This is a genomic window from Chryseobacterium sp. PvR013 (genome assembly GCF_017833095.1).
GTDB classification, from domain to species: domain Bacteria; phylum Bacteroidota; class Bacteroidia; order Flavobacteriales; family Weeksellaceae; genus Chryseobacterium; species Chryseobacterium culicis_A.
In genome coordinates, this window is record NZ_JAFIBT010000001.1 from 832,515 (window position 1) to 846,994 (window position 14,480).

8 protein-coding genes are annotated in these 14,480 nt (G+C 38.2%); 3 read left to right on the plus strand and 5 right to left on the minus strand.

All coding sequences use genetic code 11. From position 1 onward, the window contains the following. Positions 1-2: 2 nt before the first annotated feature. Positions 3-995, minus strand: coding sequence for an aldo/keto reductase (locus JOE44_RS03850; RefSeq protein WP_209784410.1), 993 nt, complete (start codon positions 993-995; stop codon positions 3-5). A 224-nt stretch (positions 996-1,219) separates the two neighbouring features. On the opposite strand from JOE44_RS03850, the gene JOE44_RS03855 reads away from it, so the two are divergent. From JOE44_RS03855 to JOE44_RS03865, 3 genes are all read left to right on the plus strand, one after another. Then, positions 1,220-2,491 carry an NAD(P)/FAD-dependent oxidoreductase gene (locus JOE44_RS03855; protein WP_209784411.1) on the plus strand — a complete coding sequence of 424 codons (1,272 nt, stop codon included), beginning with the start codon at positions 1,220-1,222 and terminating at the stop codon, positions 2,489-2,491. A 33-nt stretch (positions 2,492-2,524) separates the two neighbouring features. Then, a complete protein-coding gene (locus JOE44_RS03860) occupies positions 2,525-3,517 on the plus strand; it encodes an SDR family oxidoreductase (protein ID WP_209784412.1) in 993 nt (330 codons plus the stop codon). A 125-nt stretch (positions 3,518-3,642) separates the two neighbouring features. Further along, positions 3,643-5,490: a chloride channel protein gene (locus JOE44_RS03865; protein ID WP_209784413.1), complete on the plus strand. Its 1,848-nt coding sequence runs from the start codon at positions 3,643-3,645 to the stop codon at positions 5,488-5,490. A 145-nt stretch (positions 5,491-5,635) separates the two neighbouring features. Here the strand turns inward: JOE44_RS03865 and JOE44_RS03870 are convergent, their stop codons facing one another. The 4 genes from JOE44_RS03870 to JOE44_RS03885 form a co-directional block, all read right to left on the minus strand. Further along, complete coding sequence (locus JOE44_RS03870) at positions 5,636-6,580, minus strand: aldo/keto reductase (RefSeq protein ID WP_209784414.1); 945 nt, start codon at positions 6,578-6,580, stop codon at positions 5,636-5,638. A 295-nt stretch (positions 6,581-6,875) separates the two neighbouring features. After that, positions 6,876-8,684 carry a hypothetical protein gene (locus JOE44_RS03875; protein ID WP_209784415.1) on the minus strand — a complete coding sequence of 603 codons (1,809 nt, stop codon included), beginning with the start codon at positions 8,682-8,684 and terminating at the stop codon, positions 6,876-6,878. A 176-nt stretch (positions 8,685-8,860) separates the two neighbouring features. Then, positions 8,861-10,012 (minus strand): efflux RND transporter periplasmic adaptor subunit, encoded by a 1,152-nt coding sequence (locus JOE44_RS03880; RefSeq protein ID WP_209784416.1) that lies wholly within the window; start codon positions 10,010-10,012, stop codon positions 8,861-8,863. 7 nt (positions 10,013-10,019) lie between these two features. Next, positions 10,020-14,357 (minus strand): CusA/CzcA family heavy metal efflux RND transporter, encoded by a 4,338-nt coding sequence (locus tag JOE44_RS03885; protein WP_209784417.1) that lies wholly within the window; start codon positions 14,355-14,357, stop codon positions 10,020-10,022. Positions 14,358-14,480: the final 123 nt, after the last annotated feature.

Sequence of the window (14,480 nt, forward strand, 5' to 3'; positions counted from 1 at the left end):
ATTTACCTTCCCGGAATCTGTGCCTTCTCATAGATCAGTCCTTCATTTTTCAATTCCTTCCAGAATTCAGCAGGAATCTCAGTATGGAGAGCCTGTATATTGTCTTTCACCTGTTCAGGCTGGCTGGCTCCGGGGATAATGGAGGCAAATTCATCAGAAGCCAATACAAAATGAAGGGCAGCATCAATAAGACTGATATTGTATTTTTCTGCAATGGAAGTCATTCTTTTCCGTTTTTCATGCATTCCTTTTGGAATTACATCTTTATAATTATAACGCTCTCTTCCTGCTATATATCCTGAATTATATCCGGCTCCCGAAACCAGTTTTACACCTGCTTTTCTAACCGCAGGAAGAAGACGGTCCACAGCATCTTCATGTTCCAGAATAGAATATTGTGTTGCCGAAAGACAGATATCCGGATCAGCAGATTCAATACAATCTAAAATAGGTTCTATTTTATTAACCCCCATTCCCCATGCTTTTATGACTCCCTGATCACGAAGTTCAGAAAGAATTTTGAAAGCTCCTTTCTGAGCTTGTTTCAAAAAATAGGGATAACGGTCTCCTACCTGATCTTCAGATAAATCATGAATATAAACAATATCGATGTGACTCAAGCCCGTTCTTTCCAGGCTGTCTTCTATAGATCTTTGTACAGCATCGGCAGTGTAATCATGGAAAAAATCAAAGTTAAGCGGATTTTTCCACATGGTTGGAGGAACGTCAGATTTAGGAACCTGATGAAAAAGTCTTCCTACTTTGGTTGAGAAAATAAAATCATCCCTGTCTTTATCTGTAAGAAAATGTCCAAATCTCCGTTCACTTTTGGTTAATCCATACCATGGGGAAGTATCATAATAACGGATTCCATTATCCCAGGCGGTCTGTAGAATTTCATGAGCCTGCTCATCTGTAATATTTTCAAAAGCTGTTCCTATAGCTACACCCCCTATTCCCAGTTGGTGCTTTTCTGTTAAAATGTGTGATTTCATATATGAATATTTAAAGTGTTGGATGATCAGTAACGTACAAACATCGTGCTGGCACCGGATAAAACGTTAAAAAGAGAATGTGTGTTGAAACCTGAAATTCTTAATGAGAACTTATATTAAGGCTGTTTGCTTACTTTATACACTATGTTAAATATTTGTATTATAGTTTCTTTGGTCTTGTTATTGAATGAAATATAGTACACCATTTGAAATAATCACATACTATGAAAAAGCATATTCTAATCGTAGGAGGAGGATTTGCGGGCATCAATCTTATCAAATCTCTCAAGAATGATAAAAGGTTCAGAATAACTCTTGTTGACAAAAACAATTATCATTTTTTTCCACCGCTTATTTATCAGGTAGCTACTTCCTTTATAGAAGCTTCTAATATCAGCTATCCTTTCAGAAAGCTGTTTTCGGAAAATAAAAATGTGAAATTTCACATGGGAAGCCTGATTAAGGTGAATCCTGAAAACAAAACTATAGAAACTGATACCGGAAATCTCAGCTATGATTATCTCGTACTTGCATTAGGAACAGAATCTAATTTCTTCGGAATGGAAAACGTAAAAAAATGTGCCCTTCCGATGAAAAATATTGAAGAAGCACTTTATCTGAGAAATCATATTCTGCTGACGCTGGAAGAAGCAGCCAGAAATAAAAATATTAAAGAAGCAGAAAAACTTCAGAACATCGTTATTGCCGGAGGCGGGCCAACAGGAGTAGAACTGGCGGGGATGCTTGCCGAAATGGGAAAATATATTGCCCAGAAAGAATACCCCGAAATCAAACTGGGGCTTTCTAATCTTTATCTCATTGATGCTCTCCCTACTCTGCTTTCACCCATGAGCCAACTCGCTCAGAAAACAGCTTATGAGAAGCTTAAAGAATTAGGAGTGAAAATCATTCTGGATGTTTCTGTAAAGGATTATACAGACAATAAAGTCATTTTAAGTGACGGGAGTTCAATAGAAACAGAAACCCTCATCTGGACTTCCGGGGTCATTGGAAGAGAAATCCCCGGATTACCGGAAGATACTATTGGAAAAGGCAGAAGAATACTTGTAGATGATTATAATAAAGTAGAGGGTACAACCAATATTTATGCATTGGGAGATATATGCCTGATGCTTTCCGAAGAAAAATATCCTAAAGGACATCCTCAGCTCGCTCAGGTTGCCATTCAGCAGGGAAAGAATCTCGCTGCCAATTTTAAACGGATAGAAGACGGGAAAGTCCTGGAGCAGTTCCGCTACAATGATAAAGGCAGTATGGCCATTATATCCAAGTACAATGCAGTAGTGGATCTTCCAAAGCAATCTTTTAACGGATTTATAGCCTGGCTTACCTGGCTTTTCATCCACATCATTCCGCTGGTAGGATTTAAAAATAAAATTCAGCTTGCAATGGATTGGTTTCGGTTATTTATCACCAATAATCCATCTATCAGGCTTATCCTCTTTCCAAAAAGAAATACAGAAAACGGATCATGATAAAAAAATAAGAACACTTAAATCTATCATATTATGAAAAATCAAAAAAGGCCTCCTTTTTTTGGGGAAACAGTTGTCATCACAGGTGTTTCAAGCGGAATTGGTAAGGCAGTGGCAGAAGCTTTTGCAGAACAGGGAGCAGACCTTGTGTTAGCAGCAAGAGGTGAAGAAGCGCTTATGGAAACCGTAGAATTATGCAGAAAGCTGGGAGCTACAGTTATTGCTGTTCCTACAGATACTTCTGTAGCTGAAGATGTTCAGAACCTTGTAAAGGAAACCCTTGAATTCACCGGGAAAATTGATTATTGGGTAAATAATGCGGGAGTACTGGCATTTGGTAAATTTGAAGAAATTCCGATGGATGTCAGTGATCAGATTGTAAAAACAAATCTTTTGGGATATATGCATTCGGCACATGCCGTACTTCCTGTCTTTAAAAAGCAGAAAAGGGGCGTATTGCTTAATAATATCTCTATTGGAGGCTGGATGCCTGCACCATACGGAACAGCCTATACAGCCTCAAAATTTGGAGTCCGCGGAATGGTAGAAACATTACAGGGTGAGGTTTCAGACTTTCCTGATATTCATATCTGTGCGCTTTACCCAGGGTTTCAGAAATCTTCCGGGATTGAACATGCCGCCAATTATTCAGGGATAAAACTCAGTACACCGCCTCCAGCGTTTGATCCACGTAAACTGGCAGCTTCTATTGTAAAAACAGCCAAAAATCCAACGGAAGCTTCTTATCCGGATTGGTCAGCAGTAGTTTTTAAAAATTTATATGAAATGTTTCCCGGAATAGTCCGCTATGTATCTTCCGCAGGAGTGAGAATGCTAATGAAAAAAGCCGGTAAAGATGAAAATACTGCGGGAAATGTACAAAATCCTTCCGCAGGGAATATGAGAATTGATGGGAAAACATTATTTTCCATTCCAAAGAAACCCTTAATCTTAGCAGGTGCAGGAATCATTGGAGCATTGGCATTTGGACTCATTTTTTCAGGAAAATCTAAAGAAATAAGATAAGATTGATAGAAATAAACAGTCATCAATATATTTTGAAAAAGGTTCTTTTGTATGTTTTTTTGTGATATATTTCATAAATTTACGCAGCTGTATCAAATCTGATGGCAGCATAAAATGTTTCGGCGGTGAAAATTCACAACAAAAAAAAATACCTCAGTTTCCTTAAATTTAAAAGAGATTTCCAAAAATACGGATTAGAAAAAGCACGCAGCTATGAGCTTATTCTGCATTGGCTGAACAACAGGCTGAGCAGAAATCAGTTTCTTGTTCTTTCCGGGATTTTGGTAGGCTGTACCGCTGGTCTGGCAGGAGTTATCCTGAAAACTCTGGTACACAATATTCATTATTTCATTACCAATAAAGTTCATTTTGAATATCAGATATTATTCTATATCGTTTTTCCTTTTTTAGGAATTGTTTTGACTACCATGATTGTTCTGACGCTGTTCAAAGGTCAGGACCGTAAAGGGATCGGAGCTATTTTGTACGAAATTGCACAGAATTCCAGTATTGTAGCTTCCGTTAAAATGTATTCTCAGGTGATCCAAAGTGCGGTTACCGTAGGATTGGGAGGATCTGCAGGATTGGAAAGTCCTATTGCGGTTACCGGAGCTGCCATTGGCTCCAATTATGCACAGACCTACAGACTGAGCTACAAAGAACGTACTTTATTGCTTGCCGCGGGTGCTACAGCCGGAATTGCATCAGCATTCAACGCTCCTATTGCGGGGATTATGTTTGCTTTTGAGATTCTTTTAACCGGAGTGGTTTTTACAGATTTCATTCCCTTGGTCGTTGCTGCAGTTTGCGGAAGTCTTTTGTCAAGAATTTTGCTTCAGGAAGATGTCCTTTTCAGATTTTATACCAGGGAGGCATTCAATTATAAAAACGTTCCATACTATTTGATTTTAGGATTGGTTACAGGATTATATGCCCGTTATTTTGTCATTATTTCTCAAAAAGTGGAACATTTTATAAAAGGACTACAGCTTTCCAGAATGCGTAAAGCGATGTTTGGAGGAGCAGTACTTTCCCTGTTATGTGTTCTTTTTCCTCCTCTGTTTGGAGAAGGTTATGAAACTGTAAAGGCTTTTACGAACGGGAACACCTACACTATTATTGAAAACAGTTTTTTCAGATACTTTGAGATCGGAGACTGGACGATTATTATATTTTTGGTGCTGGTATTACTTTTAAAAGCATTTGCAACCTCATTTACCATATTCAGTGGCGGAAACGGAGGTAATTTTGCACCTTCTCTTTTTGCCGGAGGAACTTTAGGGTATTTATTCGCTTTGGTTTGCCAGCATTTAGGTTTTACAGATGTTCCGGTGACCAATCTTGTTTTGGTAGGAATGGCCGGAGCGATGAGTGGCGTATTGTACGCTCCGCTTACCGCAATATTTCTGATTGCAGAATCAAGTTTCGGATATGATTTGTTTATCCCGCTGATGATTGTTTCCATCATGTCTTATCTCATTGCCAAATGGTTCTCCCCGATTTCCCCGGAGCTGAAATCGTTAGCAGATGAAGGAAAAATATTCACGAATAAACATGATAAAAACCTCCTCTTTGCTTTAAGAACCGAAGATTTTATTGATAAATATTCACAAACTATAAATGAAAATGCATCTGTGACAGAACTGTTTGAAATGGTAAAGAATGGGGATAAAAATATTTTTGCCGTTGTGGATGAAAGCAGAAAACTGAAAGGAGTTCTTACTTTGGATGATATAAGACCTTATCTTTTTAATAAAGAAATTGAAACCTCCCAGGGTGTTGCCCAGATCATGAAAACTCCACCAGCCGTTCTTCACCGAGAAAATAAACCATTGGATATTCTCCAGACCTTTGATGATACCGGAGTATGGAATCTTCCGGTAGTGACTGAAAATAATGATTTTATAGGATTTATTTCAAAATCTTCAATACTGATGAGCTACAGACAGCTTCTGAAAGAATATTCTGATTAATATTGATAGTAGAATATAACAGCTAAAGAACTCCATTCCCCTCTTCTGGAGGGTGTCAAATCAACAGATTTGACGGGGTGGTATACAAAAAATCCGTTCAGCAATGAACGGATTTAATTTTAGTCTATAATGAAAGTTGAAAAAATTAGTTGCTTGCGCTATTCAACAGAGCAATATCTTCCTGATCCAGAATAAGTTTCGGAGCATTGAATACAGTCTCCAGCTGTGAAGCACTGGTGGCACTTACGATAGGTGCTGTGATTAAAGGATTGGATAGCAGCCATGCCAGAGAAACCGTTCCCTGAGTGGTATTATGCTTTGCACTTACCTGATCCAAAGCTTTTAATACTTCAAGCCCTTTAGGATTCAAATATTTTCTTACGCCCTCACCTCTCGCACTTTTTGCAAGATCTGCTTCATCACGATATTTACCGGTTAAAAAACCAGCTGCCAGAGACCAATAAGGAAATACACTTAAGTCAAACTGTTCTGCCAGAGGAGCATAGTTTGTTTCAAAACCTTCTCTTTCCATTAAATTGTAATGAGGCTGTAATGCTACATATTTGGGAAGGTTATTCTTCTCAGCGGCATCAAATGAAGCTTTCAAACGTTCTGGTGATAAATTGGAAGCGGCAATATAACGTACTTTTCCTGCCTTAATGATCTCATCATAAGCAGAAAGCGTTTCTTCTACCAGAGTGATGTTATCATCAAAATGAGTATAATAAAGATCAATATGATCGGTCTGCAGCCTTTGCAGAGACTCGTCTACAGATTTTAGAATATGCTTTTTGCTGATGTCATAGCCATGTTCTTTTGTCTCTGAGCCAACTTTCGTTGCTAACACGATGTCGTTGCGGTTTGATCTGCTTTTCATCCACTTTCCGATAATCTCCTCAGACTGTCCGCCTTTTCCGTTCACCCACCATGAATAGGTGTCTGCAGTATCTATAAAATTGAATCCGGCTTCCGTAAAGCGGTCCAGTATATTGAAAGACTGTTTCTCGTCCAGAGTCCATCCAAAAACATTTCCTCCGAAATTGATTGGGGCAATCATTAAATCGGTGTTTTTGATATTTCTTTTTTCCATAAAAATAATTTTACTACGTGAGCTCTAAGGTAAGGAATATTAAGGGCGGAAACTATTCAAAATGACCATTCTCTTTATAGTTATTATAAATGAAAATGCTGATCTTTCCTCAGTTTTTTTGATTATTATTTTTGTTGCGAAATCGCAAAGGCGCAAATGAATTAAACACCAGCTGCTTCAAGGCGCAAAGATATTATCTCTGATAAAATTGAGTGTCTCTTGCAAAAACAGCTAAAAAAAATAAAAACAGCCCGTTTGAAAAGCTGTTTTTATTATCTATCAATTAAAAATACGGCTATTTTTCAACCTGAGGAATCTCAATAGCAATAAGCTGTAGTTTGTATTCCTGCAATTGCTGGTTGATGGTCGATAAACCGTTGCTGAAGAATGAAGATGCTGTAAAAAGCTCATGATAATATGCGATCCCTTCAAGAATATTTTTCCTGAAGGCATTCCATTTTTTTGTCTGGGAATGGGTAATCTGTACGGTTGATTCTGCAATTTCCTTTCTCAGATAATCCACATACATTTTCAATTCATTGATGAACATGTTCGGACGTTGATTGTTAGAAAGAATGTTGGTATTTCCGTAGATATGTTTTACCATTTCCGAAAGAGAAACTTCCTTATCAAAAAAAGCAATATTGGGTCCGGGACATATCACTACCACTTGTTTTTCACCTTTTATTTCAAGGTTTTGTTCCATATATGCCGCATTTACAAGTCCTACGCACAGGCAGGCTTTATCGGTAATTTCAGACTTTCTTTTATTGAATTCCTGCTCTGTTAATGTTTCCTGTTCTGCATACAATGCTTTCAGTTTGATATCCTGATATTTTTTAGATGCGGTACAGGTTCCTTCCGGAGAAAATTCTTTGCTTAATGCCAGAAGTTTTTTAGGGCACGAACTTCCGTATTTTCCTTTCGCTTCTTTTTCATACTTCAATGTCTCGTTGGATGTTCCTTTCACTGTATTGAAAGGAACTCCCAATGGTGAGATATTACTCAGATAAAAATCCTGTTCTTTCGATTGTAAAAGTAAATTTCTGGTTTCAGTATCTACAGAGGTTGCTTCGGGCACCAATAAAAACGGAGAACCCCATCCTACGCTGTCTACACTATAATTCGCCAATAAAAACTCATGTTCTTCAGAAGTACCTACTCCACCTTGTACCGTAATTTTCATTTCTAAAGGTTCTGAAACTACAGGTTTTCCTTTTTGTTCTAAAGCAGCAGTCATTAAAGTGTGAGCCGATTGTATCAGATCATTTTTTTTCTGCTTAAACTCTTCCATGATAGGTCCAAGAAGCATTCCTTCAGTGGCAAATGCATGGCCTCCGCAATTCAATCCGGATTCTATTCTGTATTCTGAAACCCATAACCCTTTTTTAGCCAGAAAATTCCCCTGGATCATCGCAGAGCGGAAATCACTTACTTTAAGAATGATTTTCTTTTTGATTTTTCCGTTTTCATCCGGGAAAAAGTCTTCAAACTCTTCCATATAGCTGTACAAACGGGGATTCATGCCTGCAGAAAGAACCATTGATGATGACAGTTTACTTTTGGCAAAACCCCGCAGTGAAGCATGGGCATCGTTATACATTACAGGAAGCTGCTCATTTTTATGATAATTGTCTTTATCTACTTTCGTCATGATATTGACATCAATACTTCCCGGTTTTAAATTGGATTCTATGAAGTTTTTGATATTGGAACTCCAGTTGTCTTTTTGATTGATAAGGGTTTGGAGGCTGTTTTTAAGATCCGAAGTATTCGGAAGCATGGCCATAAAGTCCTTTAAAGCTTCTTTGTTTTTGCTGATTTCCTGTTTGAAAGATTCAAATTTTTCATTCACAATATCATCCACCATATCCAGATAGGCTGTCACTCTTCTGGCTCTGTAGTCTTCTGTTTTTGCTGAAATTCCGAAATAGTCAAGATTGAACTTTTTATTGTAAAAGTTCTTCATTTTTTCCAGGATTTCATCATCAATGATGGAGATCACAGAAGAAATTCCATATTGGGCAACACGAATCGGGCTGTCTATAGTATAAGCCAGACCCATTACCGGAATATGGAAATTGTGCAAAGGTTTTTTTGTCATAAAGTTTTGATAAAAGTTCTTTTATTATTTATCTAAAAATCCTTTACAACTATTCACTGCCTAAAAATATTATTTTAAAATGAATTATGCGGTAAATAATATTTTGTTTTGTAAGAAATATGTCAAATGTCATTTTTTTGTGGCTGATCTTTTTATTTTACCAGTATGTTTTAAAGTTATTCAGCTTTATTTTTAAGCATCATCAGAAGACTATAAGCACCTTTCTGGACAATTTTCTTATCTTTTAAAAAGTCTGATTTTATTATCTCTGTAAACTGGTCATCAGAAATTCCGGTTACTACGGGAATCATTTTATAATTGGATTTTCCAAGATCTTCAAAAACGTAATTTTTATTTTCATAAGAAACCACTGCTTCATTGGGAAGACCATGTGTATAACGGCTGCTGATTTTGACTTCAGCATTGATATACATTCCTTTTACAAATTCAGCATTTACCGAAGACAGTTTAGCAATTGCAGTGGCAGATCCTCCGTTTTCAATACTTGGCACTACGCTGACAATTTTGGCATTGGATTTCAGCTCCGGATTCTGATTGTTATACACTAAAATTTCCTGTCCTGTTTGAATATCATTCACATCATTTTCAAAAACCTTTAATTCTAAAAGTAATCCTGCAGGATTGATCAATTCAAATAAAGTATCTGCCGGATTGATGTATTGTCCGTTATTCACAAGAATTTTGCTTACAAAACCTGTAAACGGAGCATGGATACTGATCCTGCTTCTGATATTTCCGGTATGTAAACCTTTGGTATTGATTCCAATAATTCTCAGTTTTTCTTCAAGTCCTTTCAGCGTAGCATTCAGTGTAGCGTAATCAGCCTGTGCGGTCTGCATCGTCTTATCACTGCTGGCTTTGCTTGTATTGAGGTCTTTCTGGCGGTTGAAATTCAGTCTTGCGGCTTCAAGCTGAGCCTTTGTCACCAGATAATCCTGTTGCAGCTGTATAAACTGCGGATCTTCTACTACAGCGAGCACTTGTCCTTTGTTGAAGTGGCTTCCATTAATCACGTTAATAGATTTTATATGTCCTCCCATAATACTGGAAACGGAATTAATATGTGATGGTGCAATTTCTGCTTTCCCGTTCAGTCTTACCAGTTTTTCCATATTTCTGTTCTGGATACTGGTTGTTGTTAACCCTATAGACTGAATCTGCTTGTCTGTAAGATGAACTGAGTTTTTATTGTTTTCAGTAAATTTCGTGTTTTCATACACTGTTTTTTCTTCTTCTTTTTTTCCTGAACATGAAGATAAAGTAAGGATTAAAGTAAGGCTGTATAAAGATATATTCTTGAAATGCATGATGATATTATTTTGAAATTAAGAATTGAAGTTCTGCCCCAATCTGATTAAGTTTTTCCAGCTGATCAGTATAATCTGCTTTGGTTTTTACGGCCTGGTTCACCAGTATTACCCAATCCAGATAATCAATTTCTCCCGCTTCCATCTGTTTTTGTGCGGTTTTTAAAATGGTTTCAGATTTTGGGAGCTGTTTTTGTTCGTAATTTTCGATGATCCGCTGCTGGTTCATATAATTGTTCAGCTGCTGATTTAATCTGTTTTGAAGCTCGATTTCTTTTCTTTGGTATTGATTCTCGGAGATTGCAATTTTAGCCTGTGCTGCTTTTGCCAAAGCTCTTTGACCTTTTGTAAACAATGGAATTCCCACTCCTACCTGCACTGAATTGAAGCGGTTGTTATTGATGTTTTTCATACTCTGGTTAGTATATCCGATAAGAAGATCCGGAAGCAGTCTGCTTTTCTCAAGTTGTGCTTCGGCCTCTCCTATTTTGACCTGTTGCTGCAGATACTGAAGTTCGGGGTGTTGCTTTACCATTTCCCCGGAAATCTGCATCCCTATACTCATGGTGGGCTTTTCAGCAATAGGCTGGTAAGGAATTTCGGACTGAAGTAATAGTTGAAGCTGAAGTTTGGCCATGTTCAGATCATTTTCAAGAATATTCAACTGTACTTTTACCTGTTCTTTCTGAATTTCAGCGGTGGATTCCTCTAAAATATTGGCTTCACCCTTTCTTAACCGTAATGCGGCTTTATCTGCAAAGTTATTATACAACTGACTGATGTATTCCAGGACTTTTTTCTTCTCCTGAAGCACGAGTATTCTGTAGAAAACATCCGTCACTTCTCTGGTAAGCTGTGTTTTTGTAAGGTTTTGATTAATGACACTTGCAGACCATTCGGCATCCAGCATCTGCTTCCTTTTTGAATAGACCGTTGGAAAGCTGAATCTCTGGGAAATCCCGAATGAATTATCTGTTTCTTCTCCCTGAATCTGCCCAAATCCTCCGGTAACTTCCATCTGGGGAATATCCAGATAACTGGCTTTTAGCTTTTCCTGATAATCTGATAATAATTTTGAGTTTTTAAGAATACCATTTTGTTGGTATGCTTTTTCCAAAGCCTGGTCATAGGTAATATTTTCCTGAGCCTGGAAACTTCCAAAGGAAATTAACAACAAGAAAACAGAAAGTTTTTTATAGTTGGTTTTTTTTGCGAATTTCATTTTATCTTTATTAATATGTTCAAACAGGACGTATAATATGGGAAGTACAAATAGGGTTAAAAAGGTTGCAAGCATCAGACCTCCGATTACGACAGTTGCCAAAGGTCTCTGTACTTCAGCTCCTGCACCGTTGCTTATGGCCATGGGAAGGAATCCCAAAGAAGCTACAAAAGCCGTCATCAAAACCGGACGGAGCCTGATTTTTGTGCCTATGAGTACAATTCTGCTAGTGTTTGATATTCCGCTGTTTTTCAATCGGTTAAATTCTGATATCAAAACAATTCCATTAAGTACAGCTACTCCAAACAAAGCAATGAATCCTACTCCTGCACTAATACTGAAAGGCATTCCTCTCAACGCCAGAAAATAAACGCCTCCTATTGCAGACAACGGAATGGCAGTGTAGATGAGCAGACTGTGTTTTACAGAACCGAAAGCAAAGAATAAGAGAAGGAAAATCATCACCAACGAAATGGGAACAGCAATTCCCAGCCTGGCTTTAGCTTCATTTAAGTTTTCAAAAGCACCTCCATAAGAAACAGTGTAGCCTGGTGACAGCTTGAGGTTTTTACCAGCTTTTTGCTGAAGTTCCTCCACAATACTCTGAACATCTCTTCCTCTTACGTTAAAGCCTACAATAATCCTTCTTTTGGTATCTTCTCTCTGAATCTGGTTCGGGCTGTTTTTAAGTTCTACTTTAGCCAATTGTGACAATGGAATCTGCTCTCCGGAAGCCGTAGGAATCAAAAGATTCTGGATGCTGGTAATATCTTTTTTCTGTTCATTATCCATTCGGACAACGATGTCAAACTTCTTCTCGCCTTCGTATAATGCTCCTGCTGTCTGACCTGCAAAAGCCATGTTGATCACCCTGTTGATATCTGCCACCGAAATATGATAACGGGACAGTTCGGAACGGTTATAATCAATCACAACCTGCGGAGCACCTACAACAGGTTCAATATAAAGATCCTGAGCTCCTTTTACGGTATTGATGACACTTCCCATCTTTTTCGCATAGGCAGCTAAGCTATCAAGATCTTCACCATAAATTTTGCATACCACATCCTGCCTTGCTCCGGTCATCAGTTCATTGAAACGCATTTGTACAGGGAACTGGAAGCTGGTGGTGAGGCCTGGGATAATGCTTAATGCTTTGCTCATTTTATCAGAAAGTTCAGGAAATGTTGTTGCGGAAGTCCATTTCTTTTTAGGCTTTAAAACGACGATCATATCTCCGGAATCCATAGGCATAGGTTCTGTGGGAATTTCTGCACTACCAATTTTCATGACTACTTTTTCTACTTCAGGAAACTGTGTTAAAAGGATATGTGCTGCCTGAGTGGTTGCTTTCTTTGTTTCATTGATATTACTTCCCTGCAGGATTCTCATCTCCACGGCAAAGTCACCTTCCTCCAAAGAAGGAATAAATTCTCCTCCCATTCTGGAAAGGGTAAAAACAGCACCAACAAACAGGATGAATACGCCAACAATAATGGTTTTTCTGAATTTAAGAGCCTTCATCAGGAGTTTCTGATGTCCTGTTTCCACTTTACCCATCACACGGTCTGAAATGTTTTCTTTTTCCTTTTTCTTTCTGCTTAATACCAAAGAGCTCATCATAGGAATATAAGTCAGAGAAAGAATAAAGGCACCAATCAGGGCAAAGGCAACCGTCTGAGCCATAGGTTTGAACATTTTTCCTTCAATTCCCTGAAGGGTAAAGATAGGAAGGTATACAATCAGAATAATAATCTGTCCGAAAACCGCACTGTTAACCATTTTAGTTGCAGAGCTGGAAACCTGGTCGTCCATTTCCTTTTTGCTGAGCATATTGTCTTTTCCAAAATGCTTTTTATGAGCGAGCTGATGCAGTACTGCTTCAACGATGATAACGGCACCATCTACAATAAGCCCAAAATCAAGGGCTCCAAGGCTCATCAGATTTCCTCCCACCCCGAAAATATTCATCATGATAATCGCGAAAAGCATCGCTAAAGGAATAACGGAAGCAACCAATAATCCCGCTCTGAAATTTCCTAAGAATAAAACAAGGATAAAAACAACAATCAAAGCGCCTTCCATAAGATTGGTTTTTACCGTACTGATGGTATTGTTCACCATTTTAGCACGGTCAAGAAAAGGCTCGATGACCACTCCTTCAGGTAATGATTCCTGGATTTTTTCCAGTCTTTCTTTGATATTTCCGATCACCACATTGGCATTCTCTCCTTTCAGCATCAAGACAATTGCTCCGGATACTTCTCCGGTATCATTATAAGTCATGGCGCCATATCTTGTGGCATACCCGATCTTTACAGAAGCCACATCTTTAATATGTACAGGAATCCCTTCTTTGGTTTCCGCTACCTGGATGCTTCCGATATCTTCTGTGCTTCCCAGAAGCCCTTCACTTCGGATAAATAAGACCGTTTCTTTCTTTTCAATATAAGCACCTCCTGTATTCTGATTATTCTTTTCAAGAGCCGCAAAAACATCGTTGATATTGATATTAAATGCCTGAAGTTTATTCGGATTAATGGCAATTTCATATTGTTTCAATTTCCCCCCGAAACTACTGACATCAGCCACACCTTTTGTTCCCAGAAGCTGTCTTCTGACTACCCAGTCCTGAATAGTTCTGAGTTCAGTTTCATCATACACATTTTCGTATCCTTTTTTGGGTCTTACCACATATTGGAAAATCTCTCCCAATCCGGTTGAAATAGGCCCTAATTCCGGCTTCCCGATTCCGTCAGGGATATTGTCCTGAACGAGCTGTAAACGTTCCTGAACCTGTTGACGAGCCCAATACACATCGGTATTATCATCAAAAACTACAGTCACCAATGAAAGCCCGAAACGGGAGAAGCTTCTCAGCTCTGTAATTCCGCTGATATTGCTGGTAGCCTGTTCAATAGGAAATGTAACAAGACGTTCTATATCTGCTGCACCATAAGAAGGAGCTGTTGTAATGATCTGAACCTGATTATTAGTGATATCCGGCTGTGCATCAATAGGAAGTTTGGTGGTTTCATAGACTCCAAAAAGCACAAGCCCCACTGTAAACAGAGCAATGATGAGTTTATTCTTTACAGAAAACTCAATAATTTTATTTAACATGGAAAAACGATTAATTAGTAACCCGGGAATGCGTTATAAAAACTGTTGGACTTTTCCATTGCAGAAATTGCTTAGGGTAACAACAAAGTTATAATGACATCGTAAACAGAGTTATAATGCACA